The organism is Geodermatophilus sp. SYSU D00698 (assembly GCF_054050335.1).
Window position 1 is genome coordinate 58,482 of record NZ_JBJGZD010000003.1, and the last position, 23,971, is coordinate 82,452.

The 23,971-nt window shown below is 75.4% G+C and carries 22 protein-coding genes and 1 pseudogene; 6 read left to right on the forward strand and 17 right to left on the reverse strand.

Annotated elements, in window-relative coordinates; genetic code table 11:
• The first annotated feature begins 2 nt into the window (after window positions 1–2).
• Window positions 3–695: a haloacid dehalogenase type II gene (locus tag ACI8AB_RS03515; RefSeq protein WP_456948981.1), complete on the forward strand. Its 693-nt coding sequence runs from the start codon at window positions 3–5 to the stop codon at window positions 693–695.
• Between the two features lie 6 nt (window positions 696–701).
• Here the strand turns inward: ACI8AB_RS03515 and ACI8AB_RS03520 are convergent, their stop codons facing one another.
• The 6 genes from ACI8AB_RS03520 to ACI8AB_RS03545 all read right to left on the reverse strand — a co-directional run bounded on the left by ACI8AB_RS03520 (window position 702) and on the right by ACI8AB_RS03545 (window position 4,761).
• Window positions 702–965, reverse strand: coding sequence for a hypothetical protein (locus tag ACI8AB_RS03520; protein WP_456948982.1), 264 nt, complete (start codon window positions 963–965; stop codon window positions 702–704).
• A gap of 25 nt (window positions 966–990) precedes the next feature.
• Window positions 991–1,491: a hypothetical protein gene (locus ACI8AB_RS03525; protein WP_456948983.1), complete on the reverse strand. Its 501-nt coding sequence runs from the start codon at window positions 1,489–1,491 to the stop codon at window positions 991–993.
• 38 nt (window positions 1,492–1,529) lie between these two features.
• On the reverse strand, window positions 1,530–2,009 hold the full coding sequence (locus tag ACI8AB_RS03530) for a DUF805 domain-containing protein (protein WP_456948984.1): 480 nt from the start codon (window positions 2,007–2,009) through the stop codon (window positions 1,530–1,532).
• 114 nt (window positions 2,010–2,123) lie between these two features.
• Window positions 2,124–3,014, reverse strand: a complete 891-nt coding sequence (locus ACI8AB_RS03535) for a Gfo/Idh/MocA family protein (protein ID WP_387987548.1) — start codon at window positions 3,012–3,014, stop codon at window positions 2,124–2,126.
• Window positions 3,015–3,016: 2 nt separating this feature from the next.
• Window positions 3,017–3,640, reverse strand: a complete 624-nt coding sequence (gene upp / locus ACI8AB_RS03540) for a uracil phosphoribosyltransferase (RefSeq protein ID WP_387987549.1) — start codon at window positions 3,638–3,640, stop codon at window positions 3,017–3,019.
• A 17-nt stretch (window positions 3,641–3,657) separates the two neighbouring features.
• Window positions 3,658–4,761, reverse strand: a complete 1,104-nt coding sequence (locus tag ACI8AB_RS03545) for a calcium:proton antiporter (RefSeq protein ID WP_456948985.1) — start codon at window positions 4,759–4,761, stop codon at window positions 3,658–3,660.
• Between the two features lie 81 nt (window positions 4,762–4,842).
• On the opposite strand from ACI8AB_RS03545, the gene deoC reads away from it, so the two are divergent.
• From deoC to ACI8AB_RS03565, 4 genes are read left to right on the forward strand one after another with little or no spacing between them, the layout of a single operon-like run.
• Window positions 4,843–5,838: a deoxyribose-phosphate aldolase gene (deoC, locus tag ACI8AB_RS03550; protein WP_456948986.1), complete on the forward strand. Its 996-nt coding sequence runs from the start codon at window positions 4,843–4,845 to the stop codon at window positions 5,836–5,838.
• Window positions 5,838–7,289, forward strand: a complete 1,452-nt coding sequence (locus ACI8AB_RS03555) for an aldehyde dehydrogenase family protein (RefSeq protein WP_387987555.1) — start codon at window positions 5,838–5,840, stop codon at window positions 7,287–7,289. Before deoC ends, ACI8AB_RS03555 begins: the two co-directional genes overlap by 1 nt.
• Window positions 7,286–8,152: an aldehyde dehydrogenase family protein gene (locus ACI8AB_RS03560; protein ID WP_456948987.1), complete on the forward strand. Its 867-nt coding sequence runs from the start codon at window positions 7,286–7,288 to the stop codon at window positions 8,150–8,152. Before ACI8AB_RS03555 ends, ACI8AB_RS03560 begins: the two co-directional genes overlap by 4 nt.
• A gap of 44 nt (window positions 8,153–8,196) precedes the next feature.
• Window positions 8,197–9,696 carry a hypothetical protein gene (locus ACI8AB_RS03565; protein WP_456948988.1) on the forward strand — a complete coding sequence of 500 codons (1,500 nt, stop codon included), beginning with the start codon at window positions 8,197–8,199 and terminating at the stop codon, window positions 9,694–9,696.
• Window positions 9,697–9,918: 222 nt separating this feature from the next.
• Here ACI8AB_RS03565 and ACI8AB_RS03570 read toward each other — a convergent pair whose 3' ends face one another.
• The 10 genes from ACI8AB_RS03570 to ACI8AB_RS03615 form a co-directional block, all read right to left on the reverse strand.
• Entirely contained in the window at window positions 9,919–11,364 is a 1,446-nt protein-coding gene (locus tag ACI8AB_RS03570) for a DEAD/DEAH box helicase (RefSeq protein WP_456948989.1), read from the reverse strand.
• Between the two features lie 225 nt (window positions 11,365–11,589).
• On the reverse strand, window positions 11,590–12,666 hold the full coding sequence (locus tag ACI8AB_RS03575) for an adenosine deaminase (protein WP_456948990.1): 1,077 nt from the start codon (window positions 12,664–12,666) through the stop codon (window positions 11,590–11,592).
• A 9-nt stretch (window positions 12,667–12,675) separates the two neighbouring features.
• Window positions 12,676–13,503 carry an ABC transporter permease gene (locus ACI8AB_RS03580; RefSeq protein WP_387987564.1) on the reverse strand — a complete coding sequence of 276 codons (828 nt, stop codon included), beginning with the start codon at window positions 13,501–13,503 and terminating at the stop codon, window positions 12,676–12,678.
• Complete coding sequence (locus tag ACI8AB_RS03585; protein WP_456948991.1) at window positions 13,500–14,408, reverse strand: ABC transporter ATP-binding protein; 909 nt, start codon at window positions 14,406–14,408, stop codon at window positions 13,500–13,502. Before ACI8AB_RS03585 ends, ACI8AB_RS03580 begins: the two co-directional genes overlap by 4 nt.
• A 144-nt stretch (window positions 14,409–14,552) precedes the next feature.
• Entirely contained in the window at window positions 14,553–15,833 is a 1,281-nt protein-coding gene (locus tag ACI8AB_RS03590) for a thymidine phosphorylase (protein WP_456948992.1), read from the reverse strand.
• Complete coding sequence (locus ACI8AB_RS03595) at window positions 15,833–16,249, reverse strand: cytidine deaminase (protein ID WP_387987570.1); 417 nt, start codon at window positions 16,247–16,249, stop codon at window positions 15,833–15,835. The genes ACI8AB_RS03590 and ACI8AB_RS03595 overlap by 1 nt, the downstream gene beginning before the upstream one ends.
• The gene (locus ACI8AB_RS03600; RefSeq protein WP_456948993.1) at window positions 16,250–17,527 is read right to left on the reverse strand and encodes an ABC transporter permease; all 1,278 of its coding nucleotides are present in this window, start codon (window positions 17,525–17,527) and stop codon (window positions 16,250–16,252) included.
• Window positions 17,524–18,735, reverse strand: coding sequence for an ABC transporter permease (locus ACI8AB_RS03605; RefSeq protein ID WP_456948994.1), 1,212 nt, complete (start codon window positions 18,733–18,735; stop codon window positions 17,524–17,526). The genes ACI8AB_RS03600 and ACI8AB_RS03605 overlap by 4 nt, the downstream gene beginning before the upstream one ends.
• Window positions 18,732–20,300 (reverse strand): ABC transporter ATP-binding protein, encoded by a 1,569-nt coding sequence (locus tag ACI8AB_RS03610; protein WP_456948995.1) that lies wholly within the window; start codon window positions 20,298–20,300, stop codon window positions 18,732–18,734. The genes ACI8AB_RS03605 and ACI8AB_RS03610 overlap by 4 nt, the downstream gene beginning before the upstream one ends.
• A gap of 235 nt (window positions 20,301–20,535) precedes the next feature.
• Complete coding sequence (locus ACI8AB_RS03615; RefSeq protein ID WP_456948996.1) at window positions 20,536–21,600, reverse strand: BMP family lipoprotein; 1,065 nt, start codon at window positions 21,598–21,600, stop codon at window positions 20,536–20,538.
• A 247-nt stretch (window positions 21,601–21,847) separates the two neighbouring features.
• On the opposite strand from ACI8AB_RS03615, the gene ACI8AB_RS03620 reads away from it, so the two are divergent.
• The gene (locus ACI8AB_RS03620; protein WP_456948997.1) at window positions 21,848–23,179 is read left to right on the forward strand and encodes a D-alanyl-D-alanine carboxypeptidase family protein; all 1,332 of its coding nucleotides are present in this window, start codon (window positions 21,848–21,850) and stop codon (window positions 23,177–23,179) included.
• A gap of 31 nt (window positions 23,180–23,210) precedes the next feature.
• On the opposite strand, the pseudogene ACI8AB_RS03625 reads toward ACI8AB_RS03620, so the two are convergent.
• Window positions 23,211–23,900, reverse strand: a pseudogene (locus ACI8AB_RS03625) (YihY/virulence factor BrkB family protein); the annotation flags it as partial.
• Window positions 23,901–23,971: the final 71 nt, after the last annotated feature.

Here is a 23,971-nt window from a genome sequence, read left to right on the forward strand (position 1 = left end):
CCGTGGACGTCGGCGCGCTGGCCTTCGACGTGTTCGGCACGGTCGTGGACTGGCGCGCCGGCGTGGCCCGGGAGGCGGCCCGGCTCCTCGGCCCGGACGTCGACGCGCACGCGTTCGCCGACGCCTGGCGGGCGCGGTACCGGCCGTCCATGGAGGAGGTCCGCTCCGGCGGGCGGCCGTTCGTCCCGCTCGACGTGCTGCACCGCGAGTCGCTGCCGGAGGCGCTGGCCGAGGCGGGCGCGGGCCCCGTCCCCGACGACGTCGCCGCCGAGCTGGTGCTGGCCTGGCACCGGCTCGACCCGTGGCCGGACGCGGTGCCGGGCCTGACCCGGCTGCGGCGGCGGTTCGTGCTGGCGCCGCTGTCCAACGGCGGGGTGCGGCTGCAGGTGGACCTGGCGCGGCGGGCCGGGCTGCCCTGGGACCTCGTGCTCGGCGCCGAGGTCGTCGGCCGCTACAAGCCCGACCCGGAGGTCTACGACGCGGCGGCGCGGCTGCTGGCACTGCCGCCGTCGGCGGTGCTCGTGGTGGCCGCGCACGTCGACGACCTGGCCGCGGCGCGCGCCCGCGGGCTCCGGACGGCGTACGTGCACCGGCCCGCCGAGTTCGGCGGGACGCGGGTGCCGCCGGGGAGCGACCCCGACGCCGACCTGTCGGTGTCCTCGCTCGAGGAGCTGGCCGCCGCCCTGGGCTGCTGAGGCCGGTCAGCCGCCGTGGCGGGGCCGGGTCCCGGTGCCGCGCCGGCCCGCGGCCACGGCGCCGCCCGCGGCGAGCAGCGCGATCACCAGCCAGCCGATCCCGGTGAGGACGTCCCGCTGCTCCCCGGCCGCGTCGCGGGTCTCCACCCACAGCACGGCGGCGGCGGTGCCGAGCAGCCACAGCAGCACCGCCAGCGGCCGCCAGCAGCGGAGGTCGGCCATCACGACCACGGGTGCGAGGACGACCACCCCGACCAGCACGATGATCACGCCGGGAGTGTGCCGGACGGGTCCCTCACCTGCGGCGCCGCCCCGGGCGGGCCCGCGGCGGGGACCACTCGAGGGTCCAGCTCTCCCCCACCGGCAGCGCCCGCCAGCGCCGCCCGGCGTCGGCCAGGGCGGCCGCGGCGGCGGCCAGCCGCTGCGGTGGCAGGTCCAGCGCGGCGGCCTCGCCCGGCAGCACCGCCGCGCCGCGCGCGGAGCGGGACACGAGGTCGGCCACGCCCTCGGCCCGCGTGACGGCGGCCGCGCGCTCCCGCTTGAGCCGGGCCGACCGCTCGGCCGCGTGCGGGGGCTGCCGCCCGGAGACGTGGCGCATCGTCGTCCAGACGACGCCGTCGGCGATGCAGCCCCAGATGCCCTCGCGCATCCCGAGCTCGGTCTCGACCAGCGCGTGCACCAGGTCGTGCGGCAGGTCGGCGCCGCCCCCGGCGCCGCGCAGGGCGAACACCACGCCGTCGTCGCGCTCCACGCGGGTCTCCACCGCACGCCGGTCGGCCAGCCGGGAGAAGGTCATCCGCACCCCTCCAGGCTGGCCGGTCCGGTCAACCGGTCTCACCGGGTCGCGAGTCGCGGCTCCCGCCGGGCCGGGTGCGGGGCGCCGTCGTACTGGTTGCGGCCGGGCTCGCTCGGCGAGAAGCCGAGGGTCACGAGCAGGACGATCGCGCCGGCGACCGGGACCAGGCCCCACAGCAGGAACCAGCCCGAGCGGCCGGTGTCGTGCAGCCGGGTCACCGCCGCGCTGATCGAGGGCGCGAACAGCGCCAGCGAGACCAGCAGGGTGATCGGCCCGCCCGAGAAGGTGACGTCGGCGCTGTAGGAGTAGTAGCCGTAGGACTCGTAGCTCGCCGTGTACCAGGCGGTGCCGAACGCGATGTCGGCCCAGATCGCCGCGACGCTCGCCGCCCACAGCGGCAGCGCGTAGTGCAGCCAGTAGGTGCGCCGGTCGATCCGGCCGCGCCGCACGTACCAGCTGCCGTCCGAGACCGCCCGCGCGTCCGCGCGGTCGTGGCCGAGGTACGGGTACTCGCTCATGTCGTCTCCCTGTCCGGCCCCGGGCCCCGGGGCTCCCTGTCGTCGGGGGAGACGGTGTCGGCCGGGGCTTGTCCGGCCCTTGCGCGCGACTGGAGGCCGCGCCGCAGGTCGGGCTCAGGCGGGGACGTCCTCCCGGCAGCCCGAGGCCAGCGCCCGCTCGGCGGCGGCCAGCACGACGACGACCTCCCGGCCGAAGCCGACGTCGCAGGGGTGCGTGCCGCCGGTGACCGCCGCCGCGGTGAGCTCGTCGACCGCCGCCGTCAGCGACGCGACCGGGCTCTCGGTGTCGGGCAGGAGCACCAGCCGCCCGGCGTCGCCGTGGACGGAGAACTCGATGCCGGTGGCCAGCGGCGCCACCGTGTGCGACAGCGTGACGGTCGAGGCCACGCCGGGGGTGGCGTGCTGGAGGACCAGGTGCACGGTGTCGCCGGCGCCCGCGCCCGCCTGCACCGACACCACCGGGCCCAGCGCCGGCACCAGCAGCGACAGCGCGTGCGGGCCGATGTCCCACAGCGCCCCGTAGCGGCGGCGCCAGGCCGAGTCGAACGGGCTCCCGGCCAGCGCCGACAGCCACGAGGCGGCGCCGCCGGCCAGCCGGGTGCGGCCCGCCTGGGCCAGCCACGACGTCGTCTGCGCCTGGAACCGGAAGGTGAAGAACACGACCGAGGCGACCCCCGCGGACCGCACCGCCGTCACCACCCGGTCGGCCTCGTCGACGGTCAGCCCGATCGGCTTCTCCAGCAGCAGGTGCCGGCCGGCGGCGGCCGCCTGCTCGGCCAGGGGCACCTGCACGTCCGGCGGGACGGCGACCGACACCGCGTCGACCCGCTCCAGCAGCGCCGCGAGGTCGTCCGTGCCGGGGACGTCGAACTCCGCGCCCACCTCGGCGGCCTTGCCCGCGTCCCGGCCCCAGATCCCGGCGAGCTCCGCGGTGGGGTGCGCGGCGATCGCCGCCGCGTGCACGGTGCGGGCCCAGTGACCGGTGCCCAGGACGGCGAACCGCACGGTCAGACCGCGCCGAACTGGCGGTCCCCGGCGTCGCCGAGGCCCGGGACGATGTACGCCTTCTCGTTGAGGCCCTCGTCGACGCTGGCGGTGAACACCCGCAGCGGCAGGCCGCTCTGCTCCAGCCGTTCCAGGCCGACCGGCGCGGCCAGTGCGCACAGCACGGTGATCTCGGTGGCGCCGCGGTCGGTGAGCAGCGTGCAGCAGTGCACCAGCGAGCCGCCGGTGGCCAGCATCGGGTCCAGCACGAACACGTGCCGGCCGACGAGGCTCTCCGGCAGCGAGGCCATGTACGCCTCGGGCTGGAAGGTCACCTCGTTGCGCGCCAGGCCGACGAAGCCCATCTGCGACTCCGGCAGCATCCCGTGCGCGGTGTCGGCCATGCCCAGCCCGGCCCGCAGGACCGGGACGATCAGCGGCGGCGCGGCCAGCCGGTAGCCGGTCGTCGTCGTCACCGGGGTGGTGATCGGCTCCTCGGCGACGGCGAGGTCGCGCGTGGCCTCGTACACCAGCATCTGGGTCAGCTCCCGCAGCGCCGCCCGGAAGGCGGCGTTGTCGGTCCGCTCGTCGCGCATCCGCGACAGACGGGCACGGGCGAGCGGGTGGTCGACGACGGTCAGCTGCACGGGCGCCACCGTAACGGTCAGGGCGCGACGGCCAGGAACAGGAAGCCGGCCAGCAGGACCAGGTGGACCACGCCCTGCAGCCGGGTCGCCCGGCCGGGCACCACGGTGAGCACCGCGACGACGACGGTCACCGCGAGCAGCACCATCTGCGTGGCGCCGAGCCCGAGCAGCAGCGGCCCGTCCAGCCAGATCGAGGCCACCGCGATCGCCGGGATGGTCAGCCCGATGCTCGCCATCGCCGACCCGAACGCCAGGTTCAGGCTGGTCTGCAGCCGGTTGCGGCGGGCGGCGTTGGCGGCCGCGAGCGTCTCGGGGGCCAGCACCAGCAGCGCGATCACCACGCCGACGAACGACTGCGGGAAGCCGATCGCGGCCACCCCGGCCTCGATGGCGGGCGACTCCACCTTCGCCAGCCCGACGACGGCGACCAGCGCCACCAGCAGCAGCCCGAGGCTGGTCAGCGCGGTCCGGTCCGACGGCGGCTCGGCGTGCTCGTCCTCGTCGTCGCGGCTGTCGTCGACGGGGACGGGGAGGAAGAAGTCGCGGTGCCGGACGGTCTGGGTGACCACGAACGCGCCGTAGAGCACGAGCGAGGCGAGCGCGGCGAAGGTCAGCTGCGCCGTCGAGAACTCCGGCCCGCTGACGCTCGTGGTGTAGGTGGGCAGGACCAGGCACATCACCGCGAGGGTGAGCACGGTCGCCAGCGCCGCCCCGGCCCCCTCGCGGTTGAAGACGACGACGTCGTGCCGCAGCGCCCCCAGCAGCACCGACAGCCCGAGGATGCCGTTGCAGGTGATCATCACCGCGGCGAACACCGTGTCCCGCGGCAGCGACGCCGCCTCGGGCCCGCCGGACGCCATCAGCGTGACGATCAGCCCGACCTCGATCACGGTGACCGCGACGGCGAGCACCAGCGACCCGAACGGCTCCCCCACCCGGTGGGCGACCACCTCGGCGTGGTGGACGGCGGCCAGCACCGCGCCGACGAGGGCGACCGCGTCGACCACCACCACGAGCGCCCCGGGGTCCCCTCCCCAGGTGAGCGCCAGCAGGACCACCGCGGCCACGGGCGCGACGGTGGTCCAGGACTGCAGGGCCGGTCTCGTCGTCGTCGTCGCCATGTCCCCACGCTGCCATGCCCGGCCGGCTCCCCCGGGTGACCGCGGTCCCGGAGTGGCCGATCGCACTGGGAGGATGGGCGCATGACCCACGTGCTCGATCCCGGGACGCTGGCGGCCGGGACCCGGCCCGGCCCGGGGCCCGCGGCGCCGCTCGACGACGTGACCCGCTCGGACGCCGCCCTCCGCGCCTTCCTGCACGGCCTGCCCGGCGTCGACCAGGTGGGGGCCGAGCAGCGCGCCGCCACCCTCGGCACCCGCTCGATCAAGACCACGGCCAAGGCCTGGGCGATCGACACCGCGATCTCGATGGTCGACCTGACCACCCTCGAGGGCGCCGACACCCCCGGCAAGGTCCGCTCCCTGGCCGCCAAGGCCCGCCGCCCCGACCCCGAGGACCCGACCGCCCCGTCGGTCGCCGCCGTCTGCGTCTACGGCGACCTGGCGGGCGTCGCGCGGGAGGCCCTGGCGGGCACCGGCATCCACGTCGCCGCCGTCGCCACCGCCTTCCCCAGCGGCCGCGCCAGCCGGGAGGTCAAGCTCGCCGACGTCCGCGACGCCGTGGGCAACGGCGCGGACGAGATCGACATGGTCATCGACCGGGGCGCGTTCCTGTCCGGCCGCTACCTGGAGGTGTTCGACGAGGTCGTCGCGGTGAGGGAGGCGTGCGGGGACGCGCACCTCAAGGTCATCCTCGAGACCGGCGAGCTGGTCACCTACGACAACGCCCGCCGCGCCTCGTGGCTGGCGATGCTCGCCGGGGCCGACTTCATCAAGACCTCCACCGGCAAGATCTCCCCCGCGGCCACCCTGCCGGTGTGCCTGGTGATGCTCGAGGCGGTCCGCGACTTCCGCGCCGCCACCGGCCGGCAGGTCGGCGTCAAGCCCGCCGGCGGCATCCGCACCACCAAGGACGCGATCAAGCACCTGGTGCTCGTCAACGAGACCGTCGGCGCCGACTGGCTGTCCCCCGACTGGTTCCGCCTCGGCGCCTCCAGCCTCCTCAACGACCTGCTCCTGCAGCGGCAGAAGCTGCGCACCGGCCACTACTCCGGCCCCGACCACGTGAGCGTCGACTGATGACCACCAGCCCCCTGTTCGAGTACGCCCCCGCCCCCGAGTCCCGGTCGATCGTCGACGTCGCGCCGTCCTACGGCCTGTTCGTCGACGGCGAGTTCGTCGACGGCTCCGGCGAGACCATGAAGACGGTCAACCCGGCCACCGAGGAGGTGCTCAGCGAGGTCGCGGTGGGCACCGAGGCCGACGTCGACCGTGCCGTGAGGGCCGCCCGCCGCGCGTACACCCGCGTGTGGGGCCCGATGCGCCCGGCCGACCGCGGCAAGTACCTGTTCCGGATCGCGCGGATCCTGCAGGAGCGGGCCCGCGAGTTCGCCGTCCTGGAGTCCCTGGACAACGGCAAGCCGATCCGGGAGTCCCGCGACGTCGACGTCCCCCTGGCCGCGGCGCACTTCTTCTACCACGCGGGCTGGGCCGACAAGCTCGCCTACGCGGGCCTCGGGACCGACCCGCGGCCGCACGGCGTGGCCGGCCAGGTCATCCCGTGGAACTTCCCGCTGCTGATGCTGGCGTGGAAGGTCGCCCCGGCGCTGGCCACCGGCAACACCGTCGTCCTCAAGCCGGCCGAGACCACCCCGCTGACCGCGCTGCTGTTCGCCGAGGTGTGCCGGCAGGCCGACCTGCCGCCGGGCGTGGTCAACGTCGTCACCGGCGCCGGCGACACCGGCCGGGCCGTCGTCGAGCACGAGGACGTCGACAAGGTCGCGTTCACCGGCTCGACCGAGGTCGGCCGCTCGATCGCCCGCGCCGTCGCCGGCACCCGCAAGGCGCTGACCCTGGAGCTCGGCGGCAAGGCGGCCAACATCGTCTTCGACGACGCCCCGATCGACCAGGCCGTCGAGGGCATCGTGCGCGGCATCTTCTTCAACCAGGGCCACGTCTGCTGCGCGGGCTCCCGGCTGCTGGTGCAGGAGTCGGTCCACGACGAGGTCATCGCCTCGCTGCAGCGGCGGATCGGCACGCTGCGGGTGGGCGACCCGCTGGACAAGAACACCGACATCGGCGCGATCAACTCGGCCGAGCAGCTCGCCCGCATCCGGGAGCTGTCGGAGATCGGCGAGGCGGAGGGCGCGCAGCGCTGGCAGCCGGCCTGCGACCTGCCCGACCGCGGCTTCTGGTTCCCGCCGACGGTGTTCACCGACGTCTCCCCCGCCCACCGGATCGCCCGCGACGAGGTGTTCGGCCCGGTGCTGTCGGTGCTGACCTTCCGCACGCCCGACGAGGCGGTGGCCAAGGCCAACAACAGCACCTACGGGCTGTCGGCCGGCATCTGGACCGAGAAGGGCTCGCGGATCCTCGCGATCGCCGACCGGCTGCGCGCCGGCGTGGTCTGGGCCAACACGTTCAACCAGTTCGACCCGACGTCGCCCTTCGGCGGCTACAAGCAGTCCGGCTACGGCCGCGAGGGCGGCCGGCACGGGCTGGCCGCGTACCTGAAGGAGAGCTCCCGGTGAGCGACCGTCTCGCGGTCCGCAAGACCTACAAGCTGTACGTGAACGGGACCTTCCCGCGCTCGGAGTCCGGCCGCACCTACGAGGTCACCGACGCCAGGGGCGCGTTCCTCGCCAACGCCGCGCTGGCCTCCCGCAAGGACGCCCGCGACGCCGTGGTCGCCGCGCGGGCCGCGTTCGGGAAGTGGTCGCGCGCGACCGCCTACAACCGCGGCCAGGTCCTGTACCGGGTCGCGGAGGTGATGGAGGGCCGGCACGCGCAGTTCTGCGAGGAGGTCGCCGCCGGCGAGGGGCTGTCGGCCGGCCGCGCCCGCGCCGTCGTGGACGCCGCCGTCGACCGCTGGGTCTGGTACGCCGGGTGGACCGACAAGCTGGCCGCCGTCCTGGGCAGCGCCAACCCGGTCGCGGGGCCGTTCTTCGACTTCTCCCTGCCGGAGCCGACCGGCGTCGTCGCGGTCCTCGCCCCGCAGCGCTCGTCGCTGCTCGGCCTGGTCAGCGTGCTGGCGCCGGTGCTCGCGGGCGGCAACACCGCCGTCGTCGTCAGCTCGCACGAGCGCCCGCTGCCGGCGGTCACCCTCGGCGAGGTGCTGGCCACCAGCGACGTCCCCGGCGGCGTGGTCAACCTGCTCACCGGCGACGCCGGCGAGATCGGCCCCTGGCTGGCCGAGCACGACGACGTCGACGCGATCGACCTGACCGGCGCGCCCGCCGGCCGGGCCATGGAGCTCGAGCGGCTGGCGGCCGGCAGCATCAAGCGGGTGCTGCGCCCGCCGGCCGAGGAGCCGGACTGGACCGCCGACCCCGGCACCGGCCGGATGACGCGGTTCCTGGAGACCAAGACGGTGTGGCACCCGAAGGGGGTCTGAAACCCCCGGGTGCGCTCCCGGGCGCACCGGGCAGGATGGGCTCCGTGGCCAGGCCCAGCATCGTCCCCATCGCCCTCACCGTCGACGACCGCACGGGCTACACCCTGTGGGCGCCGCCGTGGGAGGAGGACGGCGAGGAGTGGCAGGCCTTCCTCGGTACCTCCGAGGGGGAGACCGCCACGGTCCACCTCTTCCCCACCCCGGCCGCACTCGCCGCGTTCTGCCGCACCGCCACCGACCACGACCTCGCCGACCACCCGGTCTGGCCGGTCGTGGTCGGGCTGGGCGCGGCGGACCTGACGCCCGACGACGACCACCGCTACGACCTCGACGGCGTCTACGACATCGCCGCCGAGAACCCGGACCGGTGGGCGGTCGAGGAGCTCGCGGCCACCATCGACATCGTCAGCCGGCTGGCCGAGTGCCTGGACACCGCCGGGGACGACGACGAGGACGGCGCGACCTCCTCGCGGGCCGGCACGGACGCCGACGAGGACGCCGACGAGGACGCCGACGAGGACCTCGACGAGGAGACCGAGTTCCCCTCCCTCGCCGAGCTGGTGGCCCGGCCGGAGATCGGGTCGCTCGGCCTCGGGGTCGACGCGTTCGTCGGCCGCTCGGGCGAGGACGCCTGGATCGGCGTCGGCGGCGCGCTCGACGAGCTGTGGGAGGACGTCCTCGAGGAGCTCTCGGCGCACCTGGACTGGACCGGCGCCGGCACCACCACCCTGGAGGCCTACCCCTCGGCCGCCGACGAGGACGAGACCGACGACGAGGACCTGACCGACGAGGACCTGACCGACGAGGGCCCGTCCGAGGCCGCGCGCGCCGGCCGCGGCGCGGAGGCCACCGTCGCGCGGGGCCCGGACGGCTCGGGCGACCGCCCGGCCGCGGGCTCGACGGCCGCCGCGCCGGCGGAGGCGGCCACCGCCGGGGTGAGCACCATCCGCGGCGGCAGCCGGATCACCGCCACCCCGGCCGCGGTCGCCGCGGCGGCGGAGTTCTGGGAGGCCGTCGGCATCCTCCCGGTCGAGCTCGTCGTCCCCGAGGGCGCCGGCGTGACGCTGCGCTGCTACGTGGAGGACGTCGCCCGGTTCCTCGGCCGCGACGGCGAGGTCTACCTGTTCGACACCCCGGCCGACCTCGCCCGGTTCTGCGCCGGCGACGAGCAGCACGACCTCACCGAGATCGCGTCCTGGCCCGAGGTGGCCGACACCGACGTCATGCCGCTGCCGGCCGAGCAGGACCGCTACGACCTCACCGAGCTGTCCGAGGTGCTCGCCGAGGTGGCCGGGGGCGCGGCGGGCCTGGTCGACCACCGGGTGTTCGCCCAGCCGGTCGAGGGCGTGCGCGACGTCGCCGAGTACGCGGGCCTCACCCGGGTCGACGAGCTGCTCGCCCCCACCGCGCCGCTGGGCCGGGCGGTGGCGCGCGGCGAGCGGGAGCCCGGCGCCACCCTGCGCGCCGAGGACGCCGCTCCGCTGCGGGAGGCCTGGGACGAGGTCGTCGCCCAGGTCGGCGGGGCGCTGGTCTTCCGCCACTGACGGACGTGCCCCGGGCTCCGCACCCGGGCACGGCCGGGCGCCGGGACCTGCCTGCCGTGAGCTCGTGCTCTGCCCACGGGTGAGGGCAGAGCACGAGCGACCACGGAACAGCACAGCGGCCGGCCCCGGGAGTCCCGGGACCGGCCGTGGTGAGGTGCTGGAACGCCCCGAGTCAGGGACCCGCCGCGGGCGTGCGAGCGGTGGGGGACGCGGGGTCCTCCGTCAGTCGCGCGCGGGCGCGGGGCGGTCGGACCGCCCGCCGCGGTGGCCCTCGCCGGGGCCGCGGTAGCGGTCGCGGTCGCCGGAGGGCCGGCGCGGCCGGTCGTCACGGCGGCCGCGGTCGCCCTCGCCGTAGGAGCGGCGAGGCCGGTCGCCGTCGCGGCGCGGACGCCGGCCGCCGGGGCCGCCGTGCGGGCGGCGCGACTCGCGGGCCGGCCGCTCGACCGGCTCCACCGGCACGCCGCTGGCGACGAGCTCGGCGATCGGGGCGTCGCCCGGCCGGATGCGGTCGACCTGCGGGTCCACCTTCGCCTGCCGGAACCGCCGCTTGGCCTGACCGACCTGGTCGGGCAGCAGCAGCGAGACCACGACGCCGCCGGCGCCGGCGCGGGCGGTGCGGCCCGAGCGGTGCAGGTAGGTCTTGTGGTCGGCCGGCGGGTCGTAGTGCAGGACCAGCGAGACGTCGTCGACGTGGATGCCGCGGGCGGCGACGTCGGTGGCCACCAGCACGGGGCTGCGGGCGTCGGTGAACGCCTCGAGCGCCCGCCGGCGGGCCGACTGCGGCAGCCCGCCGTGGATCGCCTCGGCCTTGATGCCGACGGCCTGCAGGTTCTCGGTGAGCCGGTCGACGCCGAGCTGGGTGCGGGCGAACACGATCGTGCGGCCCGGCCGCGCGGCCAGCTCCTGGGTCACCGGCACCTTGTCGCGGAAGGCGACGCTGTAGGCCAGGTGCTCGGCCGGCGGGGCGTCGTCGCCGGCGCGCTTGACCTCGTGCCGCGCGGGGTCGGTCAGGTAGCGGCGGACCAGCGTGTCCACCTCGCCGTCCAGCGTGGCCGAGAACAGCAGCCGCTGGGCGTCGGGACGGGTCTGGTCGAGCAGCTCCTGCACGACGGGCAGGAAGCCGAGGTCGGACATGAAGTCGGCCTCGTCGACGACGCTGACCTCGACGTCGGCGAGGGTGACCTCGCGCTGGCCGATCAGGTCCTGCAGCCGGCCGGGGGTGGCGACGACGACGTCGACGCCGCGCCGCAGCTGGGAGATCTGGCGTCCCATCGAGGCGCCGCCGTAGACGGTGGCGAACTGGGCACCGACGGCCTGGCCGAGCGGGGCCAGGTTGTCGGAGACCTGCTGGGCGAGCTCGCGCGTGGGCACGAGCACCAGCGCGCGCGGGGCGCGGGGGCCGCGGCGGGCGGTGAGGCCCATGCGGGCGAGCATCGGCAGGCCGAAGGCCAGGGTCTTGCCGGACCCGGTGGCCGCCTTGCCCAGCACGTCGCGCCCGGTGAGGGCGTCGGGCAGGACGGAGGCCTGGATGGCGAAGGGCGCGCGGATGCCGCGCCGCTCGAGAGCGGTCACCAGCTGCTGGGGCAGGCCCAGCTGGGCGAACGTGGGGCCCGCCGGGGCGGGGGTGTCGAGGGTGCTCTGGACGTCGACGGTGTCGGACGTGGTCATGCGGGGGTGGGGACTCCGATACAGCTCGGGCGCGTCCCGTGGTGGTGCGCGGGCGCCGTCAGTCGGCGTCCTCACTGGCGATCGCGGGCGTCATGGGACGCGGCGGATCTGCACGGATGCGCTCATGCCCGGACGGACCGTCCGGGAGGATGTCCGGCGAGTGCCGGCACACCCACGGTAACAGCGGCGCCCGGTCCGCCCTTCCGCAGCGGGCGGTGGCCGTGATCACCCGCGGAGGGCGGCGTACCCCGGGCGGACGACGTCGTCGAGCAGCCGGGCCCGCTCGGCGTTGTCGGTGAACGCCGCGGCCAGCGCCCGCTCGGTGACCGTCTGGAGGTCGTCCCAGCCCCAGCCGTGGGTGGCGGCGACGTCGGTCAGCTCGCTGGTCACCGAGACGCCGCTCATCAGCCGGTTGTCGGTGTTCACCGTGACGGCGAAGCCCAGCCGGTGCAGCCGGCCCACCGGGTGCCGCGCGATCGAGGGGTAGGCGCCGGTCTGCACGTTCGACGACGGCGCGACCTCCAGCGGCACCTGCTCGTCGAGGACCCGCCGCGCCAGCGGGCCGAGCGGGCCCTCCATCGGCACCTCGTCGGCGATCCGCACGCCGTGGCCGAGCCGCTCGGCGCGGGCGCCGTCCAGCGCGGCCCGGATGCTGTCGACGCCGGCCGCCTCGCCGGCGTGGACGGTGCGGTGCGCGCCGGCGCGGTCGAGCAGCGCGATCGCCCCGGGGATCCGGTCCGGCGGGAAGCCGATCTCCGGCCCGGCCAGGTCGAAGCCGACGACGCCGGCGTCCCGGTACCGGACGACGAGGCCGGCGACCTCCTCCCAGCGGTCCTCCTGCCGCATCGCGCACAGCAGCGTGCCGACCGTGATCGGCGTCCCCGCCGCGGCCGCCTCGGCGCTGCCCGCGGCGAACCCGTCGAGGATCGCCTCCACGGCCTCCTCGATCGGGGTGCCGCCCGCCGTCACCAGCTCCGGCGCCATGCGGACCTCGGCGTACACGACGCCGTCGGCGGCGAGGTCGAGGGCGCACTCGCGGGCCACCCGGCGCACCGCCTCGGGCCGCTGCATCACCCCGACGGTGTGCGCGAACGTCTCCAGGTACCGCACCAGCGAGCCGGAGTCGGCGGCCTCGCGGAACCAGGTCCCCAGCGCCTCCGCGTCGCGGGCGGGGAGGGCGCGGTAGCCCGCCTCGTCGGCGAGCTCGAGCACCGTCTGCGGACGCAGCCCGCCGTCGAGGTGGTCGTGCAGGAGGACCTTGGGCGCGCGGCGGACCGAGTCGGCGTCGAGTGGTGCGGGCACCACCCGACGCTATCTCGTGCCGCGCTCCTGCCAGCGGAAGGTCAGGACGCAGAGCACCAGACCGGCGGCGCACCACACGGCCAGTACCAGCGCCACCCGCCCGAGCTCCCAGGACCCCGCCGGCTCCTGCGCGGCGAGCGCGTCGGGGAGGAACACCGAGCGCAGGCCCTGCGCCATCCACTTGAGCGGGAACAGCGACGCGACCGTCTGCATCCAGCCCGGCACCTGGCTGAACTGGAAGAAGACGCCGGAGATGAACTGCAGCACCAGGGCGATCGGCGTGACCGTGGCCGACGCCGACCGGCCGTTGCGCGCGAGGCTGGACACGGCGATGCCGAGCAGCGTGCACGCCGCGGCGCCGAGCGCGGTCACCCAGGCGAAGGTCAGCCAGTCGCGGCCCGAGGGCAGGTCGACGTCGTAGAAGACCGCCCCGACCGCCAGCAGGACCACGATGATCAGCACCGTGACGGCGAGGACCTGCACGACCTTGCCGACGAAGTAGGCGCTGCGCGGCATGGGGGTGCCGTAGAGGCCCTTGAGCGTGCCGTCGGCGCGTTCGGTGGCGATCGAGATCGCCATGTTCTGCAGGCTGGCCCCGAGGATGCCGGCGGCGATCACACCGGCCAGGAAGTACTGGACGAAGCTGACCCCGCTGCCGAGGTCGTAGTCGAGCACCGCGCCGAACACCACGAGCAGCAGCACGGGGAAGACGAGGGTGAACACCACCGACTCGCGCTGCCGGAAGAACTCCTTGAGCTCCACCCCGGCGCGGGAGCGGTAGACGGCGGGCAGCGACGGCAGCGCCGTCCGCCCCCGGGTGACGGTTCCGGCGCTCACGCGCGGGCCTCCCCGATCATCTGCAGGTACACGTCCTCGAGGGTCGGGCGGGCCACCGCCAGGTCGGGCACCTCGCCGGGAAAGCGGGCGGACAGCGCGGAGACGAACGCCGTCGGGGTCGCGGTGGCCTCGCTGCGCCGGACGCCGTCCTCGGTCCAGCTGACCACCGCCGGCGCGCGCCCGCGGCCGCCCAGCTCCGAGGGGACGGCGACCTCGGCCAGCCGCCCGTGCGCGATGACGCCGACCCGGTCGGCCAGCGCCTCGGCCTCGTCCAGGTAGTGGGTGGTGAGCAGCATCGTCGTGCCGAGGTCGCGCAGCGAGCGGATCAGCGACCAGAACTGCCGCCGCGCCTCGGGGTCGAAGCCGGTGGTCGGCTCGTCGAGGAACAGCAGCGAGGGGCGGCCGACGATGCCGAGCGCGACGTCGAGCCGGCGGCGCTGGCCGCCCGACAGCGAGCGGCCGCGGGCGCGGGCCTTCCCGGTCAGCCCGACCAGCTCGAGCACCTCGTCGGGGTCGCGCGGGTCGGGGTAGTAGGACGCCTGCGCGCGCAGCAGCTCGCGGCAGGTCAGCTGGCTGTCCCCGGCGCCGGACTGCAGCACGATGCCCAGTTGCGCCTTCCACCGGCGCCCGCCCGAGGCCGGGTCGGTGCCGAGCACCCGTACCTCGCCGCCGTCGCGGTCGCGGAAGCCCTCGCAGATCTCGACCGTCGTCGTCTTGCCGGCGCCGTTGGGGCCGAGCAGCGCGAAGATCTCGCCGCGCCGGATGTCGAGGTCCAGGCCGTCGACGGCGGTCGCGGTGCCGTAGCGCTTCACCAGCCCGCGGACGGAGATCGCCGCGTCCGGATCGAGGGGCTCCCCGGCGCGCGGGGCGGCGGTGGAGGTCGGTACCGCGGACGTGCTGGTCACGAGGACCCAGTGTCCTCTCCGATCGCGGCCCCGCGCCGACCGCCCTGGCCCGGCCCTCCTGCAGGGGCCCGCCGCCGGCCCCCTCCCGAGCCTGCGAGGGGTGAGGAGGACGGGGTCCTTCCCGGGTGGGGGCAGGAGGGCCCTTCAGGCGGAGATGCGGTCGATCAGCAGGGGCAGCGGCTCGTCGCCGGTGTCGACGCCGAGCGCACCCTCCAGCGCCTCCAGCGCCCGCGGGATGCGCGCGGCGTCGTCGGTGTGCAGCTCGAGCAGCGGCTGGCCCTCGGTCACCCGCTCCCCCACCGTCGCCGTCCAGGTGACGCCGGCGGCGGCGGAGACCGGGTCCTCCTTGCGTGCGCGGCCGGCGCCCAGCCGCCAGGCGGCGACGCCCAGGGCGTAGGCGTCCAGGCGGGTGAGCGTGCCGGTGGCCGGGGCGGTCACCACGTGCTTCTCCGCCGGCTGCGGCAGCGGCGCGTCGGGGTCGCCGCCCTGCGCGGCGACCATCCGCCGCCACACGTCCATCGCCCGGCCGTCGCGCAGCGCGTCGGCGGGGTCGACGTCGGGGCGCCCGGCGCCGGTGAGCATCTCCCGCGCCAGGGCCAGGGTCAGCTCGACGACGTCGGCCGGGCCGCCGCCGGCGAGGACCTCCACCGACTCGGCGACCTCGACGGCGTTGCCGGCGGCGCGGCCCAGCGGCCGGTCCATCGCGGTCACCAGCGCCACGGTGTTCACCCCGGCCGCCTCGCCGAGGCCGACCATGGTGCGGGCCAGCTCGCGGGAGGACTCGGGGTCCTTCATGAACGCCCCCGAGCCGGTCTTGACGTCGAGCACCAGCGCGTCCGCGCCCTCGGCGATCTTCTTGCTCATGATCGAGCTGGCGATCAGCGGGATCGACTCGACCGTCGCGGTCACGTCGCGCAGCGCGTAGAGCTTCTTGTCCGCCGGCGCGAGGTCGTGCCCGGCGGCGCAGATCACCGCGCCCACCTCGGCGAGCTGCCGCAGGTAGGCCTCCTCGTGCACGTCGGCCCGCCAGCCGGGGATCGACTCGAGCTTGTCCAGCGTGCCGCCGGTGTGGCCCAGGCCCCGGCCCGACAGCTGCGGCACCGCGACGCCGCAGGCGGCGACCAGCGGCGCGAGCGGCAGGGTGGTCTTGTCGCCGACGCCGCCGGTGGAGTGCTTGTCGGCGGTCGGCCGGCCCAGCGGGGACAGGTCCTTGCGCTCGCCGGAGTCGATCATCGCCTGCGTCCACACCGAGAGCTCGCCGGCGGACATGCCCCGGAAGAACACCGCCATGAGCAGCGCGCTCATCTGCTCGTCGGGGATCGTACCGTCGGTGTAGGCGCCGATCACCCAGCGGATCTGCTCGTCGGTGAGCCGGTCGCCGTCGCGCTTGGCGCGCAGCACGTCGATGGCGTCGAACGCGGCCATCAGCCCTGCCCCCGCTCCGCCGCGGCGACCAGGTCGTCGGGGCCGAAGGCGTCGGGCAGCACCTCGCGCATCGGCACGATGCCCAGCGACACCGTCTCGATGAGCATGTCGGCGCCGCCGTGCTCCCACAGCAGCTGCCGGCACCGGCCGCACGGCATGAGCGGCTGCCCGTCCCCGCCGACGCAGGCCACCGCGACCAGCCGGCCGCCGCCGGTGCGGGCGAGGTCGCTGACCATCCCGCACTCGGCGCACAGGCCCAGGCCGTAGCTGGCGTTCTCGACGTTGCAGCCGGTGACCACCCGGCCGTCGTCGACCAGCCCGGCCACGCCCACGGGGAACCGCGAGTACGGCGCGTAGGCGTGCGTCATGGCCTCCCGGGCCGCGCCGCGCAGCGCGTCCCAGTCGACGTCCGCCATCTAGTGCTCTCCTCTTCGGTAGACCAGCCCGTCGGCCTTGGGCATCCGCAGCCGTTGGGACGCCAGCGACAGCACCAGCAGCGTGGTCAGGTGCGGGGTGAAGAAGACGATCCCCTCGGGCAGCCGGTCGATGGTGAGGAACCCGACCAGCGAGGCGGCGGCGAAGACCCCGGCGATCCCGGCGACCAGCCACCTCCCGCGCCGCGCCTGCACGACCGCCAGGACGGCGAGGAGGACGGCGATGAGCAGCAGCAGGGCCACCACCGCGGTCTGGCTGCGCAGCTGCAGGGCGTCGGCGAACCCGAACAGGCCCGCCCCGGCCGCCAGCCCGCCGGGACGCCAGTTGCCGAAGATCAGGGCGGCCAGGCCGATGAAGCCACGGCCACCGGTCTGACCCTCGCGGTAGATGCCCGCGACGAACACGAGGAAGACGCCGCCGAGGCCGGCCAGTGCGCCGGAGACGATCACCGCGAGGTACTTCAGCCGGTAGACCGGCACGCCCAGGGAGTCCGCGGCGGCCGGGTTCTCGCCGCACGAGCGCAGCCGCAGGCCGAAGGCCGTCCGCCACAGCAGCAGGTAGGAGACCGGGACGAGCAGCACGGCGAGCAGGGTCAGCAGTCCCACGCCGCTGGTCAGCCCGCGCAGCAGGCCGGCCAGGTCGCTGACCAGGAACCAGTGCTGCCGTTCCAGGTCGCCGAGCAGGTCCGGTCCCGAGGACAGCACCGGCAGCGAGAAGTCCGGCGGGTCGCTGGCCAGGGACGGCGACTGCGTCGGACCGCCACCGGTCTCCTCGTTGAACAGCAGCTCGGACAGGAAGCGGACGACGCCCTCGGCGAGGATGTTGATCGCGACGCCGGAGACCACGTGGTCGACGCCGAACGTCACCGTGGCGACCGCGTGCAGCAGACCGCCGGCCGCGCCGAAGACCACGCCGCCGATGACCGCGCCGGCCCAGCCCCACTGGTAGCCGGCCCAGCCCGCGCCCCAGGTGCCGAGGATCATCATCCCCTCGAGGCCGATGTTCACCACGCCCGCGCGCTCGGACCACAGCCCGCCGAGCGCCGCCAGCCCGATGGGGACGGCGAGCAGCAGCGCGGCCCGGAGCGTCGAGGACGAGGTGAGCTCCTGCTCGCCCGAGACGACGCGGACCAGCGAGAACAGCAGCCACAGGCCGACGAGCACCCACAGCACCCGCCGCGCCCGGCCGCCGCCGGTCAGCAGGTCGGTCAGCGGGCCGCGGCCGGGCTGACCGGTACGGGTCGTCGCCGTCGTGCTCATGCTCGTGCTCCCTGCTGGTCCCCGGGCACACCGGCGCGGACCTGCTGCCCGCCGTCCGGGGCGGGAGGCGGCGGCACCGCTCCGTCCCCGCCGCCGTCCGGTCCCGGACCGGCCGACGCGCCGGCCCGCTCGGCCGAGCGCAGCGCCAGCCGCCGGGCGATCTCGTTGGCGATCACGACGGCGAGCACGATCGTGCCCTGGATGATCGTGACGACCGAGGACGGGATGTCGGCGAACTGCAGGGGCAGTGCCGCCCGGTCGAGGAAGGCGAACAGCAGCGCGGCCAGCGCGATGCCCACCGGGGTGCTGCGGCCCAGCAGGGCGACGGCGATGCCGAGGAAGCCGAGGCCGGCGGTGAACTCGGTGCCGTAGTCGTACTGCGAGCCGAGCAGGTCGGGCAGGCCGATCAGGCCGGCGATCGCGCCGGAGATGAGCATGGTCTTCACCACCATGCGCCGGGCGTCGACGCCGCTGGCCGTGGCCGCGGAGGGCGACAGGCCGGTGGCGCGCAGGTCGAACCCGAAGCGGGTGCGCTTGATCAGCACCGCGACGACGACCCCCACCACGACCGCGACCAGCAGGAAGCCGTAGAGACCGCTGCGCGGCGCGGCCAGGCCCAGCCCGGTGAGCTGCCCGTTGAGGCTCGGGAAGCGGCCGGACTCGGGGATCTCCGCGGTCGTGATGATCGAGGCGCCCGGCGGGCTGCCCCGCAGCGGGCCGGTCAGCAGGAACGACGCCAGGCCCAGCGCGATGAAGTTGAGCATGATCGAGCTGATGACCTCGCTGACGCCGCGGGTCACCTTGAGCACGCCGACGATGCCGGCCCACAGCGCCCCGACCACCATCGCGACGACGACGACGAGCAGCACGTGCAGCGGACCCGGCAGCACGACGGCCGCGCCGACCGCGGCGGCCAGGATGGTGGCCAGCCGGTACTGACCCTCGACGCCGATGTTGAACAGGCCCATCCGGAACGCGACCGCGACGGCCAGCCCGGCGAGGAACAGCGGCACCGCCCGGTTGAGGATGACGACGATCGACTGCACTTGCTGCGAGGGGGTGGTGCCGAGGTCGACCATCACCCCGAACGCCTCGAACGGGTTCTGGCCGATGAGGGCGATGACCACCGCGGAGATGACCAGGGCGACCAGGACCGCGAGCACCGGGCCCAGCAGGGAGAGCCCCACCCGGCGGAGGACGCCGTTCACGCCGCACCCGCCGTCGTCCGCGCGCCGGTCATGTGCCCGCCGAGCTCCTCGGGGGTCACCCGCCGCGGGTCGAGGGTGGCCACCAGCCGGCCGCGGAGCATCACGTGCAGCGTGTCCGACAGTCCGATGAGCTCGTCGAGGTCGGCGGAGACGAGCACGATCCCGAGTCCCTCCGCGCGGGCGTCCTTGAGCAGCTCCCAGATCACCGACTGGGCGCCGACGTCGACGCCGCGGGTCGGGTGGGCGGCGATCAGCAGCCGCGGCGCGGCGCTCATCTCGCGCCCGACGATCAGCTTCTGCTGGTTGCCGCCGGAGAGGGCGACGGCCAGCGTGTCCGGACCGGGCGCGCGCACGTCGTACTCCCGCATGATCCGCGCGGTGTCGGCGCGGGCGCCGCGCCGGTCGATGAAGGGCCCCTTCACGGCCGGCGGGCGGGTCTGGTGGCCGAGGATGCGGTTCTCCCAGAGCGGCGCGTCCAGCAGCATGCCCTGGCGGTGCCGGTCCTCGGGGATGAAGCCGACGCCGGCCTCCCGGCGGGCGCGGGTGCTCCAGCCGGTGACGTCCTCCGTCCCGAGGACGACCGACCCGGCAGCCAGCGGGCGCAGTCCCATGATCGCGTCGACGAGCTCGGCCTGGCCGTTGCCCTCGACCCCGGCGATGCCGACGACCTCGCCCTCCCGCACGGTGAGCGTGACGTCGTCCACCACGGGGCGGTGCCCCACGTCGGTGACGGTGACGCCGACCAGCTGCAGCACGGGGGTCTCGCGGACGGTGGACTCGCGGGTCTCCGGGGTGGGCAGCTCGGCGCCGACCATCAGCTCGGCCAGCTGCCTGGCCGTCGTCGTCCTCGGGTCGGCCGTGCCGACCGTGGTGCCGCGCCGGATGACCGTGATCGAGTCGGCGACGCGGCGCACCTCGTCGAGCTTGTGCGAGATGAAGATGACCGTCAGGCCCTCGCGCTTGAGCTCGGCGAGGTTGGCGAACAGCTCGTCGACCTCCTGCGGCACGAGCACGGCGGTCGGCTCGTCGAGGATCAGGGTCCGCGCGTTGCGGTAGAGGACCTTGGCGATCTCGACCCGTTGCCGGTCGCCGACGCCGAGGTCCTCGACCAGCGCGTCGGGCCGCAGTCCGAGGGAGTAGCGGTCGGAGATGTCGGTGATCCGGCGGCGCGCCTCGGCGAGGTCCAGCCGGCCGCGCCGGGTGGGCTCGCTGCCGAGGACGACGTTCTCCAGGACGGTGAAGTTGTCGGCCAGCATGAAGTGCTGGTGGACCATGCCGATGCCCGCCGCGATGGCGTCGGCCGGGCTGCGGAAGGTCACCTCGCGGCCGTCGACGAGGACCTGCCCCTCGTCGGGGCGGTGCTCGCCGTAGAGGGTCTTCATCAGCGTCGACTTGCCGGCGCCGTTCTCGCCCACGATGGCGTGCACCTCGCCGCGACGGACCCGCAGCTCGATGTCCCGGTTCGCCACCACGCCGGGGAAGCGCTTGGTGATCCCGCGCAGCTCGACGGCGAGGGGGACGTCACCCGCCGCCGGACTGTCTGCTGGCGAGTCCGCTGGTGCCATGCCGGCATCTCCTCGCTGTGGCCCGCCGGTGGGCGGGAGGTCACTTTGGACGGCTCCGGCGCGCGGGATCAGCCGCTGCGCCGGGCTTCGGGGCCCTGGGGCCGTGCGTATGGTGCCCTACCCACCGGGCTCCGGCCGAGCCCGGGGCGACCCCGGCGCACCGCGGGCCCGGGCGTTTCCCGCCCGGGCCCGCGTCGCAGGGTGGATCAGTCGTGCGGGCAGACCCGCACGAGGGTCACTCGATCGTCGTCGGGACCGTGATGGTGCCGTCGATGATCTGCTGCGCGTACCCGTCGATGTCCTGCTGGATGTCGTCGATGTACCCGCCCGACGTGGACAGGCCCACGCCCTCGCCCTCCAGGTCGTAGCGGACGTCGGCAGCGCCCTCCACGGTGCCCTCGGAGAACTCGTTGATGAACGCCTCCACCGCGTTGTCGACCCGCTTGAGCATCGAGGTCATGATCACGGCCTGCAGCGCCGGGTCGTCGACCGTCTGGTACTGGTCGGAGTCGACGCCGATGGCGCGCTTGCCGGCGCTCGCGGCGGCCTGGAAGACGCCGACACCCGAACCACCGGCCGCGTGGTAGACGATGTCGGCCCCGGCGTCGTACATGCCCTGGGCGACGATCTGGCCGCGGGCCGGGTCGTTGAAGCCGCTGAAGTCACCGGCCGGCGAGATGTACTGCCGGTCGATGACGATCTGCGGGTTGACCGCCTGGGCGCCGGCCACGTAGCCGGCCTCGAACTTCTCGATCAGCGGGCTCTCCACGCCGCCGACGAAGCCGATGTGGGCGCTCTCGCTCTTCAGCGCGGCGGCGACGCCGGCCAGGAACGACCCCTGCTCCTCGGCGAAGACCAGCCCGGTGACGTTGTCGCCCTTGGCGCCGTCCTCGTTGGACCCGTCGACCTGCGCGAACGTGGTGTCGGGGAACTGCGGCGCGACCTCGGCGATGACGTCGTCGTAGTTGAAGCCGACGGCGATGACCGGGTTGAAGCCCTGCTCGGCCAGCTGGGTGAGCAGCTCCGCGCGGTTGGAGGCGTCGTCGTTGGGGCTGAGCTCCTGCAGCTCGCCGTCGAGGGCCTCGACGGCCGCCGACGCACCGGCGTAGGCGGAGTCGTTGAACGACCGGTCACCGCGGCCGCCGGTGTCGTAGGCGAGGCCGACGCGCAGCTCCTCGGTGGCGGTGCCGCCACCCTCGCCGCCGCCGCCGGCGGCGGGCTCGTCGCTGGCACAGGCCGCCAGGGCCATGCTGCCGGCCAGCAGCAGCGCTGCGGCCTTCATCTTCCGCGCTCGGCGCAAGACGATCTCCTCTCTGGAGGGAGCTGCCCGCGCAGGACGCGGAGGGCGCTCCCGTGGGTCCTGGTCGCGGCCGCCCGCGGGCGGCCGCCCGGACGTGGACGACCCCGGCACGCTAACCGCGCCCTCCGGGCAGGCCGCCATGCCTGCGGCGGACCGAGACGGGATCGTTGTGAAGCGGCCCGGATCCGTGGCCCCCGCCACTGCGCCCGGTCCCCGCAGGTGCCCCCGCCGGGGCTAGCGTCCCCTCGTGCGGCGACGACGGGGTGCGCTCGCGGCCGTCCTGGCCGCGCTGGCCGTCCTCCTCGGGGGCGGCCCGGCGGTGGCCGCCCCGGACCCCGCGCGGCCCACCGCCGACCCCGCCGCCCCGACCCCGACCGCGCCGCTGCCCGGCGGCCCGCCGCAGGGCGAGGGCCCCGGTGGGGTCACCGTGGGCGGGGAGGGCCTGGACACCCGCGGCACGGTCGTCGTCGACGGCGCGCCACCGCTGCCGGCCGACGTCGTCGCGGCCGGGTGGCTGGTGGCCGACGCCGGCACCGGCGACGTCCTGGCCGCCCGCGACCCGCACGGCCGCTACTACCCGGCGAGCACGCTCAAGACGCTGACGCTGCTCACCCTGGCCCACCGGCTGGACCCGGCGGCGGTGGTCGCCGGCACCGTCGAGGACGAGGCGATGGAGGGCAGCAAGGTCGGGATCGTCGTCGGCGGCCACTACCCGGTCGGGCTGCTGTTCCAGGCACTGGTGATGCAGTCGGGCAACGACGCGGCCAACGCGCTGGCCCGGGCGTTCGGCGGGACGGCGGCCACCGTGGACACGATGAACGCCACCGCCCTGGAGATGGGCGCCTTCGACACGGTCGCGGGCTCGCCGTCGGGCCTCGACGTCGCCGGCCAGTCCTCCTCGCCCTACGACCTCGCGCTGTTCTTCCGGGCGCTGGTCGCCGACCCGTTCACCGCCGGGATCCTGCTGACGCCGACGGCGCAGATGCCCGGCGTCGAGGGCCGCTCGCCCGGCTTCCAGATCCAGAACGAGAACCCGCTGGCCGGCTACCCGGGGACCCTGGGCGGCAAGACCGGCTTCACCGACGCCGCCCGGCACACCTTCGTCACCGCCGCCGAGCGCGACGGGCGGCGGCTGGTGGTCAGCGTCATGGGCACCGAGAACGTGCCGCGCCGGGCCTCCGACCAGGCCGCGCTGCTGCTCGACTGGGGCTTCACGGTGCCGCCGTCGCTGGGCGGCGTCGGCACGCTGGTCGACTCCGCCGCCGACGTCGTCCCTCCCGAGCCGACGACGACCGCCGCCCCCTCCCCCGCCGGGCCGGCCGAGGTCGCCGCCGGCCCGGCGGCGCCGGCTCCCCCCGCCGACGACGGCCCGCCGGCCCTGGGCGCGGTGGCGCTCGGCGCGGCGGCGGTCGCGGTGGTGGCCGCGACGCTCATCGGCCGGCGGCGGGCGGTGCGCCGGGCTCCGCGGGGACCGGCGGGTCCGCAGGCCCGGCGGGGCGCTCGGGACCGGCGGGGACCTCCGGGGCGGTCGGGACCGTCCGCTCCAGGGCCGGGAGGGTCGCCGTCCACGCCGCGGTGAAGAACGCGAAGCGGGCTACGAGGTTGATCCAGACGAGGATGCCGACCGCGCCGCCGAACGCCGACGAGGTGACGCTGCCGGAGATCAGGGACAGGTAGAGGCTGCCGGCCAGCTTCATCAGCTCGAAGCCGGCCGCGCCGAAGAGCGCACCGGGCAGCAGCAGCCGCAGCGGGTGCGACGTCGAGGGCACCACCCGCAGCAGCCACAGGAACACCAGGACGTCGCCGGCGAAGGCGAGCACGATGCCGAGCACGCTGCTGACGGCGCCCCAGCCGGGCGCGTCCTCGACGCCGAAGACCGTCAGGACGCCGTCGGCGGCCTGGGTGGCGAACCCGGTCAGGCCGATGCTGGCCAGCCCGGCCGCGCCGAGGGCGACCAGCGCGACGAGGTCGGCGAGGTTGTCCCGCCAGAACTCCGGCTCGTCGACCGTCCCCTTCCAGATGCGCTCCATGCCGATCCGCAGCTTGTCCATCGCGCGCAGCCCGGCGTAGAGGAAGCCCGCGACGCCGATCAGGCCGGTGAGACCGGCCGCGCTGACGGCCGAGCGCAGCTCCCGGACGATCTGCTCCCCGGTCTCGTCGGGGAACGCGTCGCGGATGGCGCCGTAGAGCTCCTTCTGCAGCAGCGCGTCCCCGGAGAGCACCAGCGCGATGACCGACGCGACCAGCAGCAGCACCGGGAACAGCCCGAGGAACACGAAGTAGGTGACGCCGGCGGCCATGAGGTCGCCCTGGGTCCGGGTGTAGCGCCCGCCCGCCCGCGCCAGGTGGTCGAACCAGGGCCGGCGGCGGC

Excerpts from the sequence above, each read along its gene's own strand:
- ACI8AB_RS03530 (WP_456948984.1), bottom strand. The coding sequence starts at position 2,009 with ATGAGCGAGTACCCGTACCTCGGCCACGACCGCGCGGACGCGCGGGCG.
- ACI8AB_RS03570 (WP_456948989.1), bottom strand. The coding sequence starts at position 11,364 with ATGACCACGTCCGACACCGTCGACGTCCAGAGCACCCTCGACACCCCC.
- ACI8AB_RS03595 (WP_387987570.1), bottom strand. The coding sequence starts at position 16,249 with ATGGCGGACGTCGACTGGGACGCGCTGCGCGGCGCGGCCCGGGAGGCC.
- ACI8AB_RS03545 (WP_456948985.1), bottom strand. The coding sequence starts at position 4,761 with ATGGCGACGACGACGACGAGACCGGCCCTGCAGTCCTGGACCACCGTC.
- ACI8AB_RS03600 (WP_456948993.1), bottom strand. The coding sequence starts at position 17,527 with ATGAGCACGACGGCGACGACCCGTACCGGTCAGCCCGGCCGCGGCCCG.
- ACI8AB_RS03590 (WP_456948992.1), bottom strand. The coding sequence starts at position 15,833 with ATGGCCGCGTTCGACGCCATCGACGTGCTGCGCGCCAAGCGCGACGGC.
- ACI8AB_RS03525 (WP_456948983.1), bottom strand. The coding sequence starts at position 1,491 with ATGACCTTCTCCCGGCTGGCCGACCGGCGTGCGGTGGAGACCCGCGTG.
- ACI8AB_RS03555 (WP_387987555.1), top strand. The coding sequence starts at position 5,838 with ATGACCACCAGCCCCCTGTTCGAGTACGCCCCCGCCCCCGAGTCCCGG.
- ACI8AB_RS03610 (WP_456948995.1), bottom strand. The coding sequence starts at position 20,300 with ATGGCACCAGCGGACTCGCCAGCAGACAGTCCGGCGGCGGGTGACGTC.
- deoC (WP_456948986.1), top strand. The coding sequence starts at position 4,843 with ATGACCCACGTGCTCGATCCCGGGACGCTGGCGGCCGGGACCCGGCCC.